Below are 22,018 nucleotides of genomic sequence, written 5' to 3'. Positions count from 1 at the left end.
CTTGCTCCAACAACGATAACTCAACGGGATGTATGCCTGATACAGCGCTAGTGGTAACAGCCGCTCATAGTGGCCACTGTAATTATTTTTAGGGATTACCCTGTGGAACGACGTCAACAATTCTTTCACTCTCCGCTGCCTTACCTATTTTTGGCACCTCAGATACTCATCATTGCGGTTTTCTTTATCTACCCAGCAGCAAAGGCGGTTTACCTTTCATTTATGCTGGAAGACCCTTGGGGCACCTCATCTATATTCGTCTGGTTTGATAATTACCAAATGCTATTCGAATCGAGCGAGTACCTTAACTCGATTGGCTTTACTTTGATGTTCGCAATTGTGGTCTCTTTCTTATCACTTGCCTTGGCTCTGCTGCTTGCCGTGAAAGCCGACAACATCATTCACGGACAAGGCGCTTACAAGGTCACTCTCACTTGGGTTTATGCGGTTGCCCCTGCGATTGCAGGTGTTATCGGTGCTTTCTTGTTTAACCCGCACATTGGCGTGTTCACAGAAATCTTTGCTGTTGTGGGTTGGGATTTTAGCTTCCAAACCGATCCCGTGGATGCCACGTTTGCTCTGATTTTGGTTTCCGTGTGGAAACAGGTTTCGGTGAATTTCATCTACTTCCTAGCGGGACTCCAATCGATCTCTTACGCCGTAAAAGAAGCGGCGATGCTGGATTGTGTCAGCGACTCAAAACGTTTCTGGACCATTACCTTCCCACTGCTCGCCCCGACTGGCTTCTTTCTACTGGTCATCAACCTCACCTACTCATTCTTTGAAACCTTTGGCGTGATAGACACCATGACCAATGGCGGCCCAGGTGGCGGCACAACTTCATTAGTGTACAAGGTGTATCGAGATGGTTTTGTTGGCGCAGATTTAGGCGGCAGTTCCGCCCAGTCTGTTGTGCTGTTACTACTGGTACTCACTCTCACATTTATCCAGTTTCGCGTTGTAGAAAAGCGCGTCCATTACTAGCCCCTCCCCGCTAGGATTTAACGCGACAGGAGTTATTTATGAAAAGTAATAAGGTCTCAGACCACCTAATTTTAATTGCAGGGATGCTGTTTATGTTGGTCCCTATCTGGCTAATCTTCGCTAGTTCTACGCATAACCCAAACACCATTGTCAGCGAAGGTCTGCAATGGCTACCGGGCGATAACTTTACGGCCATTTATAGCGAAGCTTGGAACAAAAGCATGGGCTTTAGTGGCGAAGTCACCGCCAGTAAAATGATCACCAACTCGATGATCATGGGGCTAGGTTTTGCGATCGGTAAGATCATCATTTCGATGATGGCCGCGTTTGCTTTGGTCTACTTTAGACTCCCTTACGCCACGGCGTGGTTTTGGCTGATCTTCGTGACGCTGCTACTGCCATTAGAGGTTCGTATTATCCCTTCCTATGAAGTTGTCGCTGGGCTTGGTCTTCTTAATAGCTATACAGGGTTGATTCTGCCTTTGATCGCATCAGCCACCGCGACCTTCTTTTTCAGGCAATTCTTCAAAACCATCCCCGATGAATTATTAGAAGCAGCTCAACTAGATAATGCAGGCCCATTTCGATTCTTTGTCGATATCTTGCTGCCTCTTTCTAAAACCATGATCGCCGCTATTTTCATCATCATGTTTGTGGTGGGTTGGAACCAATACTTATGGCCGATCATGATGACTACCGATGAAGGCTACAACACCATCGTGATGGGCATCAAACAAGTACTCAATAATATCAATGAAACCAGTTTACCGCGCTATGACTATGCTTTCGCCATGGTGATTTTAGCCATGTTGCCACCCGTATTAGTGGTGGTTGTATTTCAGCGTTGGTTTGTAAAAGGGCTAGTAGAAAGTGAAAAATAATAACGACACAACTCAAATGAACAATAACCGCATTCAATCACTCGATGAGTACAAGACGTCTCACCAGCCTTCTCACCAAGCTATCCACAAAAATACAGAGGACACCCCGATGCCAAAGCTAAAACAAACGTTAGCGCACAACCAAGCCACTCACGATCGTACGCGCAAAGCTCCCATCATGCTGGGTATCAAAAACTTGGTAAAGACGTATGAAAACGGCCATCAAGCCGTCAAAGGAGTCTCGCTTGATATCGATGAGGGTGAGTTCCTTGTTTTGGTGGGCCCTTCTGGTTGTGGCAAGTCTTCTATCCTACGTTCCATTGCGGGGTTGGAAAGCATTTCTGGTGGCGAGATTCATTTAAGTGGTCGCCGTGTTGATAACGAAAAGCCAGCTCAGCGTGATATCGCGATGGTCTTCCAGAATTATGCGCTCTACCCGCATATGTCGGTTTACAAAAACCTAGCTTATGGCTTAAAGAACCGAGGTGTTAGTCAGCACCTTATTGAAGAGAAAATTGAGAAAGTCGCCAAAACGCTGAAAATCGAAGAATATCTAGACCGCAAGCCAGCCAAGCTTTCGGGTGGTCAACGTCAACGTGTTGCTATGGGACGAGCGATCGTTCGCGATCCACAACTTTTTCTGTTTGACGAACCTTTGTCTAACCTAGATGCCTCACTGCGTGCTCACATGAGATTAGAGATCAAAAAACTGCAACGCGAACTTGGCGTGACCAGTGTTTACGTGACTCATGACCAAGTCGAAGCCATGACACTGGCTGATAGAATCGTGGTGCTCAACAAAGGCCAGATAGAGCAAGTCGGGACGCCACGAGAGGTCTACCACCAGCCAGCCAGTACTTTTGTAGCGAGCTTCATTGGCAGCCCTGCAATGAATTTTTTACCAGCAACACTCGATGACGGATACCTTGAGATTGGTGATCAGCAAATGTACTTACCCGAGTACGCCCACGTAAAAAATACAGCCATCACACTTGGTATTCGTCCAGAGCACTCTGAAATTGGTTCAGAATTGATGATGAACACCTTGCCTCTCGAACTGCGTATCAGTGTGGTTGAGCCATTGGGGCCGAATCAATTGGTTCATGGTCTTGTGAACGACCAACCCTTTATCGCCGTCACGCCAGAAACGACACTATGCCAAGTACTGCCGCTCGGATTGAGTGTTGATAAATCCAACCTGCATATTTTTGACAGTCGTGGGAAGCGTATTCAGCCGAATAACTTTACTTCACAAGAGTCACGCGAAGAAGCGACAAGCATAACGACGGCTCTCGCTTAATCGAGTACACTGATATTTAATGCGTTTTTACGGTGCGTCTTTAAGAAGGATTAATTATGTCGTCTATCATCGTAGGTCATCGGGGTGTAGCAGGTACTCACCCAGAAAATACCAAATCAAGCATTGAACAAGCCGCTAAACTCGGCTTGAAATGGATTGAAGTAGATATTCAACCAACTCAGGATGATCAACTTGTGGTTTGTCACGACCACACCCTTGAGCGCTGCAGTGATGGCAAGGGTCGTGTCGACGAACACACCCTTGCAGAACTGCGTCAGCTCGATTTTGGCAGTTGGAAGTCTGAGAAGTTCGCTGGTGAAAGAATATTGACGCTGGAAGAGTTACTCACTCTCGTTGAGCAGCATGATCTTAGCGTCAACCTCGAAATCAAAGTCGACAGCCGACATCAAGCCCCTTATGTGGTTGATTTGCTGCACGACGAGTTGATTCGCTCAAATCTAGACACTGATAAGGTCTTACTTTCGAGCTTCAGCCATAAGGTGGTTGCTGAAATGGCTCGTCATTTACCGAGATATCGAGTGGGAGTAATCACAGAGCAACTGACTCAAGATGATCTTATGCTCATCAATGAGGTCAAAGCGTTCAGCTGTCACATGAACTATGAACACGTTGATCAGAGCGATCTTGACACACTCAACGAAGCGAACATTCAAGCATGGTGCTACACCGTCAATGATCCGTCTCGCTTCAAATTTCTCTCAAAAGTAGATGCTGTATTTACTGATTTTCCGAATCAATTCAACCCTATAAATTGACCTCGTAAATACCGCAAAAATAGCCTCGATAAACTTTAAAATAAACTCCCGAGATGCCTTAAAATTAACTCTCGGGAAACCATAAAATTAAGTAGCAAACACAAGTGAGTAGGAGTACATTCTGCTACTCACTTGGTTTCACTAGCTCGCCTTATTAGACAGCTTCATTGGTTACTTAATTTATGGATCTCATTTTTAGTCCAACCTTCCCAATTTTGGGTGCAATCTTCATTTTCGCCGCTATTGTTCGTGGCTTCTCAGGTTTTGGTTTCACCTTAGTGGCATTGCCATTGAGTGCGTTATTCGTGCCTGTTATCGAACTGGTTCCTGTTTTCATGCTGATCGACCTGTTAGGCAATATCCAATTGCTGCCGAAGGTTAAACATCATGTGAATTGGCGCTGGGTTTCAAAGGTATTTGTCCCTTGTTTGGCCTTCACTCCGGTCGGCCTACTTCTGCTAAAATCCGTTAGCCAAGACACGATCATCTTGATCATCAGCGCCTTCATTTTTGCATCTGCACTTATGATCTACAAAGGGTTCCAGTACAAAAGAGAGCCTAGATTTGCTCCCTATATTCTAGGTAGCCTTGCTGGGGTAATGAACGGCGCAGCTTCAATGTCAGGGCCTCCGATTGGTACACACGCGTTGGCAAGCCCAGTTGCTCCGCATATAGCCAGAGCTGGCCTGATTGCGTTCTTTGTGTTGGCAGATTCCAGTGCGTTTGTATCGGCATCTATCGCAGGATTAGTCGACCGCGAGGTGGTCTGGCTTACTTTTGCACTGTTACCAAGCAGCATGTTTGGCGGTTATGTGGGTTCTAAACTATTCGAGAGATTTGGTGGAGCGAAATTTAAGCCAGTCACCATTGCGTTGCTGATCGTAATTGCGATATTCAGTGCAGGTCGAGTCATACTGTAACTGACTTTAGCGGTTAATTTCGGAAGTTGGTTTCACGAATTGACTGCGCTAATTGCCTGCGCGAATAGATTCCGAAAGTGACTAAGAAAATGGGGTACCAATGACTACCATTCGATATGGATAGGGGTACCCATTTTTACAAGTTGGAGAAACTCATCCATATCTTGATTGGTTAATGCGATACAGCCATCCGTCCAATCAAAGCTTTGAATAAAGCTCGGTGAACGGCGCTCACCATTTTTAATTCCGTGGATCTTGATGTTCCCTCCAGGGTCGACATCATTTTCTTCAGCCCACTGCATATCCGAAGGTTGCGGGTAGCTGATATGCACCGAGCGGTGAAAATCCGATTCTTCCATCACATAATCGAGCTGGTATTCCCCTTCAGGTGTTCGGTTGTCTCCTTCAAAACGTTTATGCCCTTTCGGTTGTTTCCCTAACGCAATACGAAACTCTTGAATAACCTCGTCACCCTTAAGTAGGTACATTCTACGTTTCGATTTATCAACTTTGACTAAGGTGACCACTTGCGACAGAGAGTCTGCCTCAGAAGAGGGACCGGTTAGAGTGTAAGACTGTTGAGAAGAGCTTTGAGGGGGACGTTTAGATGAACCTTGAGACAGCTGGGCAACTTGTTCGCCAGAGTTACTGCTAAGAACATCATCCACAATAATCACATGTTTGGAATTTGAGATCACTGAAGAGGTTGAGTTAGAGGAAGACGTTGAGACACGCTGAGAGTGAGCCGGTTTCGACTCGAATACAATGGTTTCGATTGCCGTCGCGTCAGAAATTATCTTTTCAACCACAACCTTTTCAGCTTGCACACTCGAAGCTACAAACAGTAAACACAGTAATAAAGGCAAAAATAGACGCACCTTTAGTTCTCCTCAAAGCGCATGGACATGGTTCGTGATTGAGTTTCCATGCCTAACGACTCATAGAAACCCTTAGCTTGCTGATTAAACTCCATCACTTCTAACCTAAGCTCAATAGCACCGCTCGCTTGCGCCCACTGATTAAACGACTTCATCAACGCTTTGCCGACGCCTTGGCTCTGAACCTGATCGTTTACCACAATCGTATTCACTCGCGCTATTTTGTGAGACTGAATGAAGCTTACCCCTTTATTCTGCGTTACCTTCCCCACCAAGAAACCAACAACCTGTTGAGCATCAACCGCAACTAAGAAAGTGCCAACCGGATCAAGCATCAATCCCAACCAATATTCTTCACTATCAACCAAGCCATGAGAAGCGGGAGCAAATACTATAGGGGCACCAAGATGATGTTGACGATTTATTTGCATAGAGAGCTCTAAGATCGAGCTAATATCAGTTACCTTAGCGTTCCGGATTTGCATATCACTACCTTTTTAAATTCAATAACACCTTAGCAAAAATAGCTTAGCTGTGCACCGTCCTACTCTTTTAACAAAACTTTCGAGCTAGAGCTTGATACCACTAATTACATGACACGATAACGAAGAACAGCTCCCAATTGGGAGCTGTTCTTATATCTAAATCTCGGTTCGTTCTAAACGAATGACGTAAAATCAATCAGATAAGAAACGATTAAAAACCGTTAAACATTTTGGGTCTGCTTTTTTTGATTATTACGGTATAGGTCAAATTGAACAAACCATTCATAGCGACATCTCTAAACTTACTTAAGAATTTTAGAGTTTTAATACGGAGTGATTTTTTTGTTCTAGAAGACCGATTCCCAATGACTGAGCCACCTTCTCCCCCGGTTAATCCTGCAGGAGATATTCCGTAAGTTGGTTGCTTATGAAGCCATACATTTCTAATAAATACATCTACTGGGTAGAGGAATCGTTCACTTTTTTCTATAAAAATTTTCGCCACATGCGGTGTGATCATATAGGCAGTGGTGCATAATGGTGTTTTAATATGTCGCACTAGACTTTGTTCGTCATCGAGATTTTCAACGACATAATTATACTCTCTCTTAGTCGAATAATTTTCCAATCTCATAAAACCACACTCTTCAATATGCTTACTGGCAAATTGAACCGTTTTTTCAAATACATCGACATCAACAACAACATCGTCTTCGAAGACAATAACTGGTTGATTTAACTGAATGCATCTTTCCCACGCTAAATAGTGACTACCATAACACCCGATCTCACCAGGAACAGCGATCCTTCCATTTAGTGCATAAAAGGCGGTTTCATCATAGAAATCCATCAAAGGATGAGGTTTAGAGGACATAGCATCAACAGCACTCAACTTTTCAATATCTAGAGACTTAATATTTAAAAGTTGCTTTTGGCTGGATAAAAATCGTTCAGATTTACGTTCTAGCGCAATAATAAGAGATTTCACAGTAAAAAAACACCTACTAATAATTTAACCCATAAGAAATTAATATAAATATCAACAAAAGTAACCCCCCTATTTCTCATAATTAGAACCAATCTAAAACAAATATTGTTCATTATTCCAATTATGTTCAACTTCGTGACTCTGTAACGTAAATTACTCCCAATCGATAACATTTATTGTCTTAAAATGTTATCAATTACTAAACAAAGTGATATTAAAACACCATAGGTTAATTGCGCGATTGCATATAAATACAATTGCACACCAATTCAGCTTGTATAATATTTCTTAAGAATTGACGAGAGGATATAATCAATAGATCTTCATTCTTTGGGTATTGAGTCTTTTATATTAAACACTTCCAATAAACCACCAATTGAGAGAATACAATCGGTCACTGATACTAAACCTGCACCTCCCACCTCCGAACCAGCACAACAAAAGACTCTATTATGATGCTCTAGAAAGCTCAGGTATAGACGAGTTAATATTAATATCAGGCTAAAGATCTTGGAGAATTGTTCCGCAAATCTCAGAAACAATGCTAGCCATTGAGTGCTACTATCTTCATAGAATTAATATACTAACTATTGGATACCTTATGATTAAGTTCGCTGTAATTGGAACCAATTGGATTACAAAGAAATTTGTTCAAGCTGCTCATGAGTCACAATCAATGCAGTTGGCTGCTGTTTGTTCACGAAATCTGGCCAGCGCGGCACAGTTCGCCCAAGAATTTAACGTTGAAACGACGTATGACTCACTCGACGCATTGGCAAATGACAACACAGTTGAAGCCGTGTACATCGCTTCACCAAACTCACTGCACTGCGAGCAATCTATCTTGATGATGGAACACGGCAAGCATGTCATCTGTGAGAAGCCTGTCGCATCGAATATTGAAGAAGCAACACACATGTTTGAGGTCGCTCAGAAGAACGGTGTGGTGCTGTTTGAGGCGTATAAATCTCAGTATCTACCGAACTTTGAGCAAGTTCAACTCGGCTTAAAAAAGATAGGCAAAGTGCATAAAGCGCACATCAACTACTGTCAGTATTCATCGCGTTACCAGAAATACCTAAACGGCGAGAACCCAAACACCTTCAACCCAGCTTTCTCTAACGGTTCATTAGTCGATATTGGCTTCTACTGCGTAGCCGCGACTTCTGCTCTGTTTGGTGAACCTGAGAATGCGCTGGCTTCGGCAAAGCTACTTGACTCAGGTGTGGATGCGCATGGCTGTGCGATCTTCCAGTATCCAGAATTTGATGTAACCCTTGCTCACTCTAAAGTCAGCGACTCTTACGTACCAAGCGAGATCCAAGGCGAACAGGGATCGATCATCATCGATCACATTGCAGAATGCACCGACGTTAAGATTCGCTATCGTGATGGCACGGTAGAAAACCTAACTCAAGCACAGAGCGAAAACTCCATGAGTTACGAGGCCCAAGCCTTTGCAAACTGCATTGCTGGTGACAAAAGCACCCAAGCTCAAGCCCAACTGCGTGCTTTAACCGTTGCCAAGTTAATTACAGATATGCGTCAGCAAGTTGGTGTCATTTATCCCGCCGACAAATAACACCCCAAGCATGTTAACCAACTGATTTTTAAGAAATGCCGATTTATGCATAACTAAATTTAATCTTTACGACAAATAACCGGATTAGTTGATTGGGATACCATCTGTTTAAATCCGCGTTCGATATCTGTCGTATTTATTTATTTTATTGAAGGTGTGTAAAGTGTTTTCAGTTGATGATCGCGTTGTTGCAACAAAAGGTGTTGAGCTAGGTGAAATGGTAGTAATTGGCCTAAGTGCTGGTGGTGGCTACGTTCATGTTACAACAGTAGAAGGCGCAATAATGACGCTTACTTACCCTGCAAAAGACCTTAAAAAAGCATAGTTTAACCGCTCCGCTCTTTTAGTAGTCACTCTGCTAAAGGTAACAAAATTGAGGCTTTGGCTGACTTCATTCTTCTGCATTAGAGTGAGCAGCCAGAGCCTTTTTTGTGCCTGTAATTTGCCCACCAGTTTCCCCTCTAATTTACTCATTACAATAACGTCCAATCCAACGGACAATAGAATTCAGTAAAGAGTATCTACACTAAATACTTATTGTCTGTTAGTGCATGCTGTTTATTAGTGCTAAGCGTTTACTGGAACTTGGCATTTATTGTGCTTAGTATTCGTAAGAGTTTCTGGTATATTAGCATTATCTTATACTTGTAATGACCATGAATGAGGGAAGCTATGAAGCTTTACATTTACGACCACTGCCCTTTCTGTGCAAGAGTTGCCTACATTGCTCAATCTCTCGGCTTGAACATCGAACTTGTTTCTGTGGATTATGATGATGCCCAAACCCTTATCGATCTGATCGGTAAAAAAATGGTGCCCGTCTTACAGATAGACGATGGTTCTATTATGGCCGAAAGCCTAGACATCATTGCTTATTTCATGGATTTGAAATCAAATGATGAGCAACGTGAACCTTCAGAGCAGGCTACTCTTTTCCAAAGCCGTGCTTTCCCTCTTACTCAACAGATCGGACGCCCACGTTGGTGGAACCTCGACTTGGCTGAATATCGTTCGGCTGGAGCAAAAGAAGCTTGGCGTGTTAGTAAAGAGACCGAAGGCTTTAATTTTGAAGAGCTCTTAGAAAAGACCCCACAATACGTTCAACTGATTAACCCATTGCTGAAAGATGCAGAGCTTCTATTGGAGCTAGAGAATGGTGAATCATCGCTACCTTTGATTGATCAAGCTCTTTATTTCTCAATGCTTCGCGGTTTCTACGTAGAGCCAAGTATTGAATGGCCACCGGAACTTGATCACTGGATGGAACGCAAAAGCAAGGAGCTTGGTGTCGGGCTGCTTAAATAGACTAAAAACCGAAGCCTAGTGCTTCGGTTTTTATTTATGTTTCAAATTGATTTCTGACCCGTCCTAGATAAAGCGGACAATGCCCAATCAGAAAATTGGAAAGTAGCATGAATCAGAACTCAAGAAGCCGAGAAACGGTTTGAATGGGATGAATCAAAATTGTCTTAGATATATAGATCGTCAAATTCCCATCACGACATCATGGCGCTATTTTTGATCTTTATTCAATAAAAATAGACACTTACAAACCGCTTACATTTACCTCATAATTACCACATATAGTTCAGTAACTTTATATAAAAGGAACTGACAATGAGGCTTAAACTTTTATCACTTGCTTTGATTTCCGCCGGATCAATTGCATCAGAAACAGAAACACTTTCCAATATTTCTACAGAACAAAGCGAAACGCTTTTAGTCACATCAAAATTTCACGGATACAAAACAGAGAATGATAGTGAATTTAGATATGTTGATACCGTTGATTTAAACGGCATAGATTGGGCTTTTTGGTACGGTGAAAACCGTTCACAATCAAAGCCAAAAACAAACCTTATTAGCGATGTAAAAACATTTGGTGAGTTTGAATTCCAAGCTCAAAAACCAGCTCACGGCAATGAATACTTATGGAACAGTGGCAGCTCTAGAGATTTTCTGGGCGAATCAAATCATGCCATTCTCGTCAAGCATGGAGGTGGCTTTGAGTTTACCGTAAAGCCCGGCAAGGCTGGAGAATTCAAGCTAGATCTGTATACACATAACTGGCTTGCTATGTCAGAGTTCACAGCATGTTTGAAAAATGACTGTGTAACCATTACAAACTACTACCCATCGCACATATCAACTACAAAGAACAGTGTCGAGTTTTCAACTAATACGACAACAGATGAGCTAACAATCACATATAAAGCAAAGAACGATCAATTCAGCTGGAAAGATAACGACCCTTACCATGCGCTAGAAGCAATCAATTTAAGTGAGGTGAAATAATGAAAAAGCTATTAATTGCAACGGCGGTTTTAGCCTCATTTTCTACAAACGCTGGTTTGACCCGATTTGATCGATCAGTTCAACAACACAAAGAATTTGCATTGCAAACAAAGTTTGATTTTGCTTGCAAGATGAATGTAGGTTCAGCAACGCTAATTGATCCGTTTTGGGTCATCACTGCAAGCCATGTAAGCGGCTCGAAATCTGACGGGTATCAAAACACTGTGACCTGTTATTCATACGAAAAAGACGAAAACGGCGTTTATCAGCAGATAACGCACAAGGTTGCGAGCACGAATCCGGTGGGTCAATTTGGAGAATACAATTTCCCGTATAAAAATGATCGCGGTTTTGGTGATTTCGCCCTTGTTCGACTAGATACGCCGATCACAGAAATCGAGCCAGCAAAACTACCTAAAGAGGGGATGTTTGATTACTCGAAAGTTTACCAGGTTAATCAAATTGGTTACGGCAATTACAACCACAGAAACGGCGGAACTAAACAGGTAATGCACAGTGAATATGAAGATCGCTGGCTTGCTGAATATTCATATGATTTCCGTACATTAGAAAAGACGGACTTAAACTGGCTTACTATTCATGGTGATTCAGGTTCAGGCATCACCATTGAAAAAGACGGTGAACTTTACTTAATCGGTGAGATTGGTTTGCAGTATAGCACCAGTGAAATCGGCGGATGGACTGATACATTTGATGATGTGATCGCGCGTTTACCATTCATTCACAAGACGATGAAAGATCATGGCTTTAGCTATGCCGAGCCAATTGATTTTGACGCTATCAAATGGACGCCGGAAACACAAAACGATATTGATAACTTGCATGCATTTTATTCTTACTGGCGCGCTAGCAACGTTGATTTCAATGAAACAAAATGGCTAAATGATGGAAGTATTCAAAGCGCGTTCTATGCGACAGAGAGCGATAGCTACACGATTGAAACAGTAATAGAAAAAGGGCAAAAGCCTTTTGATGTATTTATTGATGGCCGACAAGTTGCTCACAATGTAGACGCAACTGATCAGGCTTTGAAACTTACTCTAAACGCATTTAAAGCAAAAGGCGATTTAGTGAAAGTAGAGTTTAAATTGATTGAACCAGGTGAGAACTTAACTATAGATCATTTTTTGGTTAAGTCGGTTGAACAGTAATATTTGATGATTAGCCCCAGCCTTATGGCCGGGGCTTTTTATTAAAATACACTTAACTTGGGTTTCACGTTTACGGCTTTATCAGAAATAGGTTGTTATTTTCAGGGACGCTGATGAAATTGCCACCTCGAATAAAGCAGCAAGATCGCTAGATCACAAACGAAAGATCAAAGAAGTCGGCGTCGCAAACCTGTACGTTCCAAGATTCGTGTCGAAATCTCTTCAACAGACAGTGACGAGGTGTTGATGTATGGAATGGCTTCACGTCTGAACAAACCTTCTACCGTTTGCAGCTCATACAAACATTGAGAGTCACTTGCGTACTCGCTACCTGCCAATCGATTTTCACGGATCTCGGTCAGCCTTTCCGCATCAATCGTCAAACCAAACAGCTTATGACGATATATCTCAAATTCCGGTAGCAACCTTAAGCGAGCAATATCATCATGGATAAACGGATAGTTTGCGACGCGTAAACCAAACTGCATTGCCATGTACAAGCTCGTTGGCGTTTTACCGCTACGAGAGACTCCCAACAAGATAATGTCTGCCTCTTCCAAGCCTTTTAAAGTAATGCCGTCGTCGTGCGCTAACGTGTATTCGATAGCAGCAATACGGTCGAAGTATTTGTCCGAGTCTTTATTGACGCTACGAGAACGCTGCAGCTTCGGCTTAGGCGCCATTTTCGTATCATCTTGCACTTTCTGCACGATACTCTCTAACACGTCATAACAATGCGCAGGCGCATCTAACAGCTTCAGTTTTATCTCCGGTATCACAATCGAGAAAAAGACCAAAGGTTCATGGCCTGTTGCTCGATATGAAATCTCGATCTCTTTCAATAAATCAGAAAGTTTGTCTTCACTTTCGACAAACGGGAAGGTTTTTTCATTAGCTTCGAATGGGAATTGACCTAGAACAACATGCCCTAAAGTCTCACATGTTATGGCCGTTCCATCAGAAACATAGAATACATCACGACTTTGGATATCAATTTGCATTTTTTATTTAATGTTTAAAATTATTTTGAGTAGGATGGGAACCATAATATATATAACGAAACCCTGCTGACTATTACGTCCCCCACAGCTTTAGAAAATAATTTACATTTTTTTAAACTGATACGTAATCGTTTGCCTTTAAATCCCTACAATGCTTGCTATGTTTCTGGAGAAATAAATGCAAAATAACACCCTATGGTTCAATGGCCTTTCCATGGAAGATGTCGACAAAGTCGGCGGTAAGAATGCTTCACTTGGTGAGATGGTTTCTAACCTAGCCAACGCTGGCGTATCAGTACCTAATGGTTTTGCTACCACCTCTTATGCGTTTAACAACTTTCTTGACTACAAAGGTCTTGATGAGCGCATACACCAACTCCTTGATGAACTTGATGTTGAAGATGTTGACGCACTGCGTAAGACAGGTGCAACGATTCGACAATGGGTTCTAGACGCACCCTTCCCAGAATCACTAGAGCAAGATATCCGTGATAACTACCGCGAACTGATTGAAGGCAACGAAGAATTGTCTGTTGCGGTTCGCTCATCGGCAACAGCTGAAGACCTTCCAGATGCTTCTTTTGCAGGCCAACAAGAAACCTTCCTTAACGTGAAAGGTATCGATGCGGTTATCGAAGCGACTAAACACGTGTTCGCTTCTCTGTTTAACGATCGCGCTATCTCTTACCGAGTACACCAAGGCTTTGATCACCGCGGCATTTCATTGTCTGCGGGCATCCAGCGTATGGTTCGCTCAGACAAAGCCTCTTCAGGTGTGATGTTCACGCTTGATACTGAATCAGGCTTCGACCAAGTGGTATTCATCACCTCTTCTTGGGGCTTAGGTGAAATGGTCGTGCAAGGCGCGGTGAACCCAGATGAGTTCTACGTTCACAAGCCAATGCTAGAAGCGGGTCACTACCCAGTGGTTAAAAAGACGTTTGGTTCTAAGTTGATCAAGATGATCTACTCAACCAACCAAGAGATCGGCAAGCAAGTTGATATCATCGACACAGATACTCAAGAGCGTAACGAGTTCTCACTGAACGATGAAGAGATCAAAGAATTAGCAAAGCAAGCGATGATCATCGAGAAGCACTACCAACGTCCGATGGACATTGAGTGGGCAAAAGATGGCATCGACGGCAAGCTTTACATCGTTCAAGCTCGTCCTGAGACAGTATGTTCTCAAAGTGACCAAAATGTCATTGAGCGTTACGAGCTAAACACCAAAGCAGATGTCTTGGTGGAAGGACGTGCTATCGGTCAACGTATTGGCTCTGGCCCTGTTCGCTTGGTTGACTCTCTAGACCAAATGTCACTGGTTCAAGAAGGCGACGTGCTGGTAACTGACATGACAGACCCGGACTGGGAACCTGTGATGAAGAAAGCCTCTGCGATTGTGACTAACCGTGGTGGCCGTACTTGTCACGCAGCAATCATTGCTCGCGAGCTAGGTATCCCTGCAATTGTTGGTTGTGGTACCGCGACAAACAGTCTGAATGACGGCGACACCGTAACAGTGTCATGTTCAGAAGGCGAAACAGGTTACGTTTACAACGGCGAACTCGACTTTGAGATCAAACGTTCTGAGGTTGATGAGCTACCAATGCTGCCAACTAAAGTAATGATGAACGTGGGTAACCCAGATCGTGCCTTCGACTTCGCTCAAATCCCGAATGAAGGTGTTGGCCTTGCTCGTCTTGAATTCATCATCAACAAGATGATCGGTATTCACCCTAAAGCTCTGTTGAACTTCGATGAGCAAACAGATGAGATCAAAGCAGAAATCAACCAGCGCATCCGTGGCTACAAAGATCCTATCGATTTCTACGTAAGCAAGCTAACAGAAGGCATTGCGACTATCGCTTCTGCATTCTGGCCTAAGCGTGTGATCGTACGTATGTCTGACTTCAAGTCGAACGAATACAGCAACCTTGTTGGCGGTAAAACGTTTGAACCACATGAAGAGAACCCAATGCTGGGCTTCCGTGGCGCATCTCGTTACATCTCTTCAGTATTTGAAGACTGTTTCGAGCTTGAAACTCAAGCGCTAAAACGTGTTCGTAACGAAATGGGACTGAAGAACGTTGAAATCATGATCCCATTCGTTCGTACCCCGAGCGAAGCGGCATCGGTTATCGATATTCTGGCTAAGTTTAACCTACGTCGTGGTGACCAAGGTCTGAAGGTCATCATGATGTGTGAGCTTCCATCCAATGCGATTTTGGCTGAGGAGTTCTTGAAGTACTTCGATGGCTTCTCGATCGGTTCAAACGACATGACCCAACTGACACTTGGCCTAGACCGAGATTCAGGTGACGTTGCGCACTTATTTGACGAGCGTAATCCTGCAGTTAAAGCGATGCTGAAAATGGCTATCGATGCCGCGGCGAAAGCGGGTAAGTACGTCGGTATTTGTGGCCAAGGCCCATCTGACCATGACGACCTAGCCGAGTGGTTAATGGAACAAGGCATCAGCTCTGTTTCACTAAACCCAGATACGGTTATCGATACTTGGTTGAAACTGGGTAACGTTGCGAATAAGTAACGCTTAGCGCCAACAAGTAGATACAACGAAAGTAGATATAACAAAGCCAGTCATCGCGACTGGCTTTTTTGTTCACCGAAAGCCAACAAAGATAACCTGCCTAGCATAACAAACATTGGTATCGCGCTGACCTTACGTTATCCTTTACACAATTCTTCATTGAGAGGTTTGTCACCAATACAAGCCTAACTTCAAGACCGATAAGAGTGTTATGAATTCTACTACCGCAACTCCCTCGCCTTCTCTTGGCCGACAACTCTATACAATGACATGGCCAATGCTGTTTGGGGTGCTTTCTCTAATGAGCTTCCAGCTTGTCGACAGTGCTTTTATTGGCCAACTGGGCGTACTGCCGCTCGCTGTTCAAGGTTTCACGCTTCCAATACAGATGATCATCATCGGTATTCAGGTCGGGTTAGGTATCGCGACAACCGCGGTAATCGCGAGAGCCATTGGCGCGAATGAAACGCGCTACGCTAAGCAGCTTGGTGGATTAGTGATTGCGATGGGCAGCGTGAGTGTCGCGTTTTTCTCCGTCATCATCTATCTGCTGCGAGGGCCAATTTTACAATTGTTGGATGCGCCACCGACGGTATTACCGATCATTGATTCTTATTGGATCTATTGGCTAGCCAGCTCTTGGACAGGTGCACTGCTCTACTTTTTCTACAGTGTGTGTCGTGCCAATGGTAATACCATGCTGCCCGGTTCAATGATGATCGCGACTAGTATCATCAACTTAATATTGGACCCGATTTTCATCTTTACGCTCGACATGGGCATCAATGGAGCCGCCATTGCGACCATCTTGGCGTTCGGTGCGGGTATATTTATCGTTGCACCAAAGGTCACCAAGAAGCATTGGATGACCTTCGACTGGCACGACCTCGACATCAGCAAGAGTGTTCGCTCCATTGGTAACATCATGGGGCCTGCGATGATCAGTCAGCTGCTGCCTCCTGTTTCATCCATGTTCGCCACTAAGCTGCTTGCTGGCTATGGCACAGCTGCCGTTGCAGCTTGGGCATTGGGTTCACGTTTTGAATTCTTCTCGATTGTCGCTGTGCTAGCACTAACGATGTCGATGCCTCCGATGATTGGTCGCATGTTGGGAGAGAACAATCTCGAAAACATACGTAAGCTCGTTAAGATTGCGGTCATGTTTGTATTGGGTTTTCAGTTGGTGATCGCACTAGTGACTTGGTTATTCTCTGGCGGACTAGCAAACCTAATGACCAGTGAAAGCGAAGTCTCGACGATTTTAAACTATCACCTACTGATCGTACCTATTAGCTTAGGGCCATTAGGAATCTGTATGCTGATGGTTTCTGTCTCTAACGCATTAGGCAAGTCCTATACCGCCTTGACGATTTCAGCGCTGCGCCTGTTCGCCTTCTTCTTACCTAGCTTGTGGGTTGGCTCTCAGCTTGCGGGTATTGAAGGCCTATTCTGGGGCGCAATGACAGGTAATGTGCTTGCCGGCACCTGTGCATGGTTTATGTATCAGCGCGCGCTAAAACAAGTCGAGCTTAAACTGCCAAGCGAATAATCAAACAGAACACTCCAAAATAAATAAAGCAGCAACTTCAGCTGCTTTTTTAGGATCTAAATCCGAGCTTGCATCCTATTAAAAAGCTGTTTTTTGTGAATTTAACTCTCTAATACAACCTCATTTTCAATTAACCACCTATCTTTACTCACCACCACATTCGCAAGGTAAATACTTGATTGCCATGCATTTACAATACCAATCAATCCAACTTTTTGCCTTTCCTTATAACTTGTCCTAGATCATCAAAGGGTTCAAAAATGCAACCTTTGGTTTTAAATATGTAAACCTTGATGCGGTTTAAGAAATTAAACCTCATTTGGCTACCTTTGGTGATCTTGTTCAAATTCCGCTCGTGATACAGGTCTAAAACTTACGATTTGTTGATGTTTTGAACGCTCACTTCAGGTTTACAGAAGTTTACCGCATCTTGTGGGAATACCACCAAAGGAGTAGATTTCAGTTATTGAGTTCAAAAATGTAAACCGAAATCATGAATGTAAAACAAGTTCGATTCACCGATGAAGACAGAGAATGCTTAAGCAATTACTTCCGCTTAGCAGACACTATCGCCGATTTGATTGGTCCTTACTGCGAAGTGGTCATCCATTCATTTGAAAGCTTAGAAAACTCAGTCGTGAAGATCGTCAATGGTCATCATACGGGTCGTGAAATTGGTTCACCGATCACCGATTTAGGTTTACGCATGTGGAGCACGTTCGAGAAAACTGGCGAAGTTTCTCCGAAGAGCTATTTCACCAACGCAGCAGATGGGTCCCTACTGAAATCAACCACCTGTGTGCTGGCTGGTCCACAGCAAAAACCTATCGGCATGCTGTGTATCAACATGAACTTATCTTTCCCATTCCCAGAAATCGTCAAAACGTTGATGCCGCAGTGCAATGTGCCGCAAACCATTGTAAGCGAGACATTCAGCAACAATGCAAACGACGTCATTCAACAAGCATTGAGTTCAGCCATTAACGAGGTTGACCAAGACGAGTCGGTTTCCTGCAAAGGTCGTAATAAAGCCATCATCCGTTGCTTATTTGATAACGGCGTATTTGAGCTAAAAGAGACGACTACACAAGTATCAGAGCAGCTTGGGATCAGCCGACAGGCGGTTTACAAGTTTATCCGTGAATTTAAATCAGAATAAAACCAATAATTTAGGAGTTACATCGTGAAACAGATCATTGCCACTGAACAAGCACCTGCAGCTATCGGCCCTTACTCACAAGGTACGTCTTACGGCGACATGGTTTATACATCAGGTCAATTACCTCTCGTTCCAGAAACCATGCAGTTTGTTGAGGGCGGCATCAAAGAGCAGGCTCGTCAGTCTCTGGAAAACTTAAAAGCTGTATTAGAAGCGAGTAATGCGGGACTGGACACAGTGCTTAAGACAACCTGCTTCCTATCAGACATGGAGAACTTCGTTGCCTTTAACGAAGTGTATACAGAGGTGTTTGGTACAGAGAACGCACCTGCTCGCTCTTGTGTTGAAGCAGCACGACTACCAAAAGACGCACTGGTTGAAATTGAAGCCATCGCATACAAAAAATAACCGACTTAGGTATTAATGGGTATCATAGGAGATTCTCATGAGCGTTTCATTTATTGGATTAAGCATACTGTTCTTTGGGTTCTACGCACTGCTGTCGAACTTCAAAAAGCAAAAGAAAAGTTTTAACTTCCGCGTACTGAGTGCGCTTGCTGCTGGCTTACTGTTCGGTGGCGCAATTCAACTTGTTTTCGGTGTCGGCAACGTTGCGACATCTGGCTTTGCTGAACTGATTTCGGTGTTCGGTAAAGGCTACATCAAACTTCTACAAATGATCGTTATCCCACTTGTGTTTGTGGCGATGATCTCTTCGATCATGAACGTTGAAGGCGGCGGTGCGCTATCTCGAATCGCACCAAAAATCATCGGTATTCTACTTTTCACTTGTGCTATCTCAGCGGCCGTTGGTATCGCAAGTATTTACCTATTTGGTATCGATGCGAACGCGCTAGTAAGCACAATCGGCACAAACAGTGCGATTGAAGCTCGCGGTGATTCACTGGTAGCAACACAAGATGCAATGGCGAGCAGCGGTCTGTCTGGTATGGCTCTGTCTATCATTCCAACCAACATCTTTGACATGCTAACGGGTTCTCAACGTACTTCTACGCTTTCAACTGTACTGTTCGGCATGTTCCTTGGTTACTGCATCCTTCAAGTGAAATACCGTAAGCCTGAGAAAGTGCAAAACTTCGTTGATTTCATCAACTCTGCAAAAGAAGTGGTGCTTTCAATGGTGCGTGAAATTCTGAAGCTAACGCCTTACGGTGTATTCGCTCTGATGACCACGTTCATGATGACCAACGACCTGTTCGCACTAGCAGAAATGGGCCGCTTCCTTCTAGCAAGCTACGTAGCAATTGGCGTTATGTTCGGCATCCACTTCGTCATGGTGTCAATGTTCGGTCTTTCTCCTGCCAAGTTCATGAAGAAAATCTGGCCAGTACTCGTGTTCGGTTTCGGGTCTCGTTCAAGCATGGCAGCTATTCCACTAAACGTTGAAACACAAACTCAGCGCCTAGGTGTAGACGAAGAAACAGCAAACATGTCAGCGACATTCGGTACCAGTATCGGTCAAAACGGTTGTGCCGGTATCTACCCAGCAATGCTAGCAATCATGGCGGCACAGGTCATGGGCATGCCTGTAGACTTGAGCTTTATCCTACAACTGATCGCTGTTATCGCAATTGCTTCATTCGGTATCGCGGGTGTTGGTGGCGGTGCAACGTTCGCAGCAGTAGCGGTACTGACCATCATGGGTCTAGACATCACAGTAGTCGCGATTCTAGTATCTATCGAAGCGCTAATTGACATGGCTCGTACCGCGCTGAACATCTCTGGCTCTATGTTGTCAGGCGTTCTTACAGCGAAGAAGAATGGCTCACTGGATACTGAACAATACGACGCTGACGTTACAGCGACAGTATCAAAAGAAGCAGCAGTATAATTCTCAAACTTAATTAAGAGCACTCCACGTGAGTGCTCTTCTGTTTTTCCTGAGTTCAGGTTATTTAGGTAGTAAATATGAAAGTTGTTGTTATAGGCGGTAGCGCCGCGGGTATGAGTTTCGCAGCAAAATACAAACGTAATCAACCATCAGACGAAGTCATCGTTTTAGATAAGCGTAGCTACATCTCTTTCGGAGCCTGTGGCCTACCTTACTTTGCAGGCGGCATGTTTGATGACACCGAACGGATGATCTCCCGTACACCAGAACAAGCCATCAAATCAGGTTTAGATGTTCGTGTAGACACAGAAATGGTGTCGTTCGACCGCACTGAAAAGCAAATTACGGTGCGTCACCAAAATGAAGAAAGCGTCATCGATTACGATATGTTGGTCATTGCAACAGGTGCACGACCAATCGTTCCACCATTCGGTGAATTCAATCCAGAACACGTATACACACTAACAAGTATGGAAGATGGCTTAGCAGTCAAAGAAGCGCTTAAAGACGATAACAAACAACGCGTGTGTGTCATCGGTGCAGGCTTTATCGGGCTGGAAGTCTTTGATGCGGCACATGGCTTAGATAAGCACGTGACGATTATCGAACGTGAACAACACATCATGAGCCGTCAGTTCAGCCCAGAGATCATTGAAGTTGTCGAAGGTGCAATTCGAGAATCCGGCGCTGACCTTAAAACAGGTTGCAGCGTGTCTGCGATTCGCGATGCCGAGCAAGGTGGTTACATCGTAGAAACCGATAATGGCAATGTAGAAGCTGATATCGTGATCCTGTCACTCGGCTTCAAACCAAACACTGAAGCATTCGAATTACCAAAGGCTCAAAATGGCGCGTTGTTGGTGAATGAATATGGTGCCACTGAAGACGCTTACATCCATGCTGTAGGTGACTGTGCCGTCGTACATCATATGGCACTAGGCAAACCCGTTTATGTTCCTCTAGCAACCACAGCCAATAAGCAAGCGCGTATGATGGCTGACAAGCTAGCAGGTAAAGATACCTATATGTCAGGCTTCTTAGGTTCGTCTTGCTTGAAAGTACTCGATTACGAATTGGCGTGTACCGGCGTATCTGAACTTCTAGCGAAAGAACATAACTTGGATGTGAAAGTATCGACGATTTCAGATAAGAACCAAACCGATTACTACCCAGGCCAAGAAGACATCAAGGTGAAGTTGGTTTATCACCCAGAAACTAAGGTCCTTTTAGGTGGTGAAATCGTAGGTAAGAAAGGAGCCGTTGGCCGCATTAACGCACTGGCCGTAGCGATCACAGCCAAGATGACTACTCAACAACTAGGCTACATGGACTTCTGTTATGCCCCACCATTCGCACGTACATGGGATGCTCTAAACGTGGCAGGTAACGTAGCAAAATAACGAGTGTAAGTTCTGAAGAACGTACAGTTAAAACATCAAAGCAGAGCCTGAGCGCTCTGCTTTTTTAATTCCTTAACTCTACGAACTTTATAACTAGATTAGATAACGACTTATCTAGTGTTTTTGAGCTCTCTTTTTGCAAATTCAAGATGTAAAAAAGCCCGCTGATTTCTCAGCGGGCTTTTCAATGGTGGTGGAGGGATAGGGATTTGAACCCTAGAACCGCTATTAACGGTTGCCGGTTT

General features: G+C 43.9%; 20 protein-coding genes. 16 read left to right on the top strand and 4 right to left on the bottom strand.

Translation table 11 applies throughout. The features are described 5' to 3' along the window. The first annotated feature begins 102 nt into the window (after window positions 1-102). From ACED28_RS17170 to ACED28_RS17150, 5 genes are all read left to right on the top strand, one after another. Window positions 103-984, top strand: a complete 882-nt coding sequence (locus ACED28_RS17170; RefSeq protein ID WP_371710337.1) for an ABC transporter permease subunit — start codon at window positions 103-105, stop codon at window positions 982-984. A gap of 38 nt (window positions 985-1,022) precedes the next feature. Continuing rightward, entirely contained in the window at window positions 1,023-1,865 is an 843-nt protein-coding gene (gene ugpE / locus ACED28_RS17165; protein WP_009846304.1) for a sn-glycerol-3-phosphate ABC transporter permease UgpE, read from the top strand. Then, window positions 1,855-3,165 (top strand): sn-glycerol-3-phosphate import ATP-binding protein UgpC, encoded by a 1,311-nt coding sequence (locus ACED28_RS17160; protein WP_371710336.1) that lies wholly within the window; start codon window positions 1,855-1,857, stop codon window positions 3,163-3,165. The genes ugpE and ACED28_RS17160 overlap by 11 nt, the downstream gene beginning before the upstream one ends. 56 nt (window positions 3,166-3,221) lie before the next feature. After that, window positions 3,222-3,941, top strand: a complete 720-nt coding sequence (locus ACED28_RS17155; protein WP_371710335.1) for a glycerophosphodiester phosphodiesterase family protein — start codon at window positions 3,222-3,224, stop codon at window positions 3,939-3,941. A gap of 182 nt (window positions 3,942-4,123) precedes the next feature. After that, window positions 4,124-4,861: a sulfite exporter TauE/SafE family protein gene (locus tag ACED28_RS17150; RefSeq protein ID WP_009846301.1), complete on the top strand. Its 738-nt coding sequence runs from the start codon at window positions 4,124-4,126 to the stop codon at window positions 4,859-4,861. 104 nt (window positions 4,862-4,965) lie between these two features. Here ACED28_RS17150 and ACED28_RS17145 read toward each other — a convergent pair whose 3' ends face one another. The 3 genes from ACED28_RS17145 to ACED28_RS17135 all read right to left on the bottom strand — a co-directional run bounded on the left by ACED28_RS17145 (window position 4,966) and on the right by ACED28_RS17135 (window position 7,212). Further along, complete coding sequence (locus tag ACED28_RS17145; protein WP_009846300.1) at window positions 4,966-5,739, bottom strand: murein L,D-transpeptidase family protein; 774 nt, start codon at window positions 5,737-5,739, stop codon at window positions 4,966-4,968. A gap of 2 nt (window positions 5,740-5,741) precedes the next feature. After that, entirely contained in the window at window positions 5,742-6,224 is a 483-nt protein-coding gene (locus ACED28_RS17140) for an N-acetyltransferase family protein (RefSeq protein WP_371710334.1), read from the bottom strand. 211 nt (window positions 6,225-6,435) lie between these two features. Then, window positions 6,436-7,212 carry a glycosyltransferase family 25 protein gene (locus ACED28_RS17135; RefSeq protein ID WP_009846298.1) on the bottom strand — a complete coding sequence of 259 codons (777 nt, stop codon included), beginning with the start codon at window positions 7,210-7,212 and terminating at the stop codon, window positions 6,436-6,438. A gap of 601 nt (window positions 7,213-7,813) precedes the next feature. On the opposite strand from ACED28_RS17135, the gene ACED28_RS17130 reads away from it, so the two are divergent. The 5 genes from ACED28_RS17130 (at window position 7,814) to ACED28_RS17110 (ending at window position 12,261) form a co-directional block, all read left to right on the top strand. Further along, entirely contained in the window at window positions 7,814-8,794 is a 981-nt protein-coding gene (locus tag ACED28_RS17130; protein WP_371710333.1) for a Gfo/Idh/MocA family protein, read from the top strand. A 163-nt stretch (window positions 8,795-8,957) separates the two neighbouring features. Next, a complete protein-coding gene (locus ACED28_RS17125; RefSeq protein ID WP_009846296.1) occupies window positions 8,958-9,119 on the top strand; it encodes a hypothetical protein in 162 nt (53 codons plus the stop codon). Window positions 9,120-9,466: 347 nt separating this feature from the next. Beyond that, on the top strand, window positions 9,467-10,099 hold the full coding sequence (grxB, locus tag ACED28_RS17120; protein WP_371710332.1) for a glutaredoxin 2: 633 nt from the start codon (window positions 9,467-9,469) through the stop codon (window positions 10,097-10,099). Between the two features lie 312 nt (window positions 10,100-10,411). Continuing rightward, a complete protein-coding gene (locus ACED28_RS17115; protein ID WP_017101757.1) occupies window positions 10,412-11,089 on the top strand; it encodes a hypothetical protein in 678 nt (225 codons plus the stop codon). After that, window positions 11,089-12,261, top strand: coding sequence for a trypsin-like serine protease (locus tag ACED28_RS17110; protein WP_371710331.1), 1,173 nt, complete (start codon window positions 11,089-11,091; stop codon window positions 12,259-12,261). Before ACED28_RS17115 ends, ACED28_RS17110 begins: the two co-directional genes overlap by 1 nt. A 167-nt stretch (window positions 12,262-12,428) precedes the next feature. Here the strand turns inward: ACED28_RS17110 and ACED28_RS17105 are convergent, their stop codons facing one another. Continuing rightward, a complete protein-coding gene (locus ACED28_RS17105; protein WP_009846294.1) occupies window positions 12,429-13,262 on the bottom strand; it encodes a pyruvate, water dikinase regulatory protein in 834 nt (277 codons plus the stop codon). A 178-nt stretch (window positions 13,263-13,440) separates the two neighbouring features. On the opposite strand from ACED28_RS17105, the gene ppsA reads away from it, so the two are divergent. From ppsA to ACED28_RS17075, 6 genes are all read left to right on the top strand, one after another. Next, window positions 13,441-15,813 carry a phosphoenolpyruvate synthase gene (gene ppsA / locus ACED28_RS17100; protein ID WP_371710330.1) on the top strand — a complete coding sequence of 791 codons (2,373 nt, stop codon included), beginning with the start codon at window positions 13,441-13,443 and terminating at the stop codon, window positions 15,811-15,813. A 211-nt stretch (window positions 15,814-16,024) separates the two neighbouring features. Further along, window positions 16,025-17,362 carry an MATE family efflux transporter gene (locus ACED28_RS17095; RefSeq protein WP_017096987.1) on the top strand — a complete coding sequence of 446 codons (1,338 nt, stop codon included), beginning with the start codon at window positions 16,025-16,027 and terminating at the stop codon, window positions 17,360-17,362. 493 nt (window positions 17,363-17,855) lie between these two features. Continuing rightward, window positions 17,856-18,521 carry a transcriptional regulator gene (locus ACED28_RS17090; RefSeq protein WP_012601058.1) on the top strand — a complete coding sequence of 222 codons (666 nt, stop codon included), beginning with the start codon at window positions 17,856-17,858 and terminating at the stop codon, window positions 18,519-18,521. A 24-nt stretch (window positions 18,522-18,545) separates the two neighbouring features. After that, window positions 18,546-18,929 (top strand): RidA family protein, encoded by a 384-nt coding sequence (locus ACED28_RS17085; protein ID WP_009846290.1) that lies wholly within the window; start codon window positions 18,546-18,548, stop codon window positions 18,927-18,929. Between the two features lie 37 nt (window positions 18,930-18,966). Continuing rightward, window positions 18,967-20,373, top strand: a complete 1,407-nt coding sequence (locus ACED28_RS17080) for a cation:dicarboxylate symporter family transporter (RefSeq protein WP_371710329.1) — start codon at window positions 18,967-18,969, stop codon at window positions 20,371-20,373. A gap of 77 nt (window positions 20,374-20,450) precedes the next feature. Beyond that, window positions 20,451-21,773 (top strand): CoA-disulfide reductase, encoded by a 1,323-nt coding sequence (locus ACED28_RS17075; RefSeq protein ID WP_371695895.1) that lies wholly within the window; start codon window positions 20,451-20,453, stop codon window positions 21,771-21,773. Window positions 21,774-22,018 lie beyond the last annotated feature (245 nt).

The sequence above is a fragment of the Vibrio sp. 1F253 genome, assembly GCF_041439295.1.
Lineage (GTDB): Bacteria > Pseudomonadota > Gammaproteobacteria > Enterobacterales > Vibrionaceae > Vibrio > Vibrio tasmaniensis_A.
The sequence above is the reverse complement of the archived record's forward strand: the minus strand, read 5'-3'. Positions and strand labels throughout refer to the sequence as shown.

Excerpts from the sequence above, each read along its gene's own strand:
- ugpE (WP_009846304.1), top strand. The coding sequence starts at position 1,023 with ATGAAAAGTAATAAGGTCTCAGACCACCTAATTTTAATTGCAGGGATG.
- ACED28_RS17155 (WP_371710335.1), top strand. The coding sequence starts at position 3,222 with ATGTCGTCTATCATCGTAGGTCATCGGGGTGTAGCAGGTACTCACCCA.
- ACED28_RS17150 (WP_009846301.1), top strand. The coding sequence starts at position 4,124 with ATGGATCTCATTTTTAGTCCAACCTTCCCAATTTTGGGTGCAATCTTC.
- ACED28_RS17140 (WP_371710334.1), bottom strand. The coding sequence starts at position 6,224 with ATGCAAATCCGGAACGCTAAGGTAACTGATATTAGCTCGATCTTAGAG.
- ACED28_RS17130 (WP_371710333.1), top strand. The coding sequence starts at position 7,814 with ATGATTAAGTTCGCTGTAATTGGAACCAATTGGATTACAAAGAAATTT.
- grxB (WP_371710332.1), top strand. The coding sequence starts at position 9,467 with ATGAAGCTTTACATTTACGACCACTGCCCTTTCTGTGCAAGAGTTGCC.
- ACED28_RS17115 (WP_017101757.1), top strand. The coding sequence starts at position 10,412 with ATGAGGCTTAAACTTTTATCACTTGCTTTGATTTCCGCCGGATCAATT.
- ACED28_RS17110 (WP_371710331.1), top strand. The coding sequence starts at position 11,089 with ATGAAAAAGCTATTAATTGCAACGGCGGTTTTAGCCTCATTTTCTACA.
- ACED28_RS17105 (WP_009846294.1), bottom strand. The coding sequence starts at position 13,262 with ATGCAAATTGATATCCAAAGTCGTGATGTATTCTATGTTTCTGATGGA.
- ppsA (WP_371710330.1), top strand. The coding sequence starts at position 13,441 with ATGCAAAATAACACCCTATGGTTCAATGGCCTTTCCATGGAAGATGTC.
- ACED28_RS17095 (WP_017096987.1), top strand. The coding sequence starts at position 16,025 with ATGAATTCTACTACCGCAACTCCCTCGCCTTCTCTTGGCCGACAACTC.
- ACED28_RS17090 (WP_012601058.1), top strand. The coding sequence starts at position 17,856 with ATGAATGTAAAACAAGTTCGATTCACCGATGAAGACAGAGAATGCTTA.
- ACED28_RS17080 (WP_371710329.1), top strand. The coding sequence starts at position 18,967 with ATGAGCGTTTCATTTATTGGATTAAGCATACTGTTCTTTGGGTTCTAC.
- ACED28_RS17075 (WP_371695895.1), top strand. The coding sequence starts at position 20,451 with ATGAAAGTTGTTGTTATAGGCGGTAGCGCCGCGGGTATGAGTTTCGCA.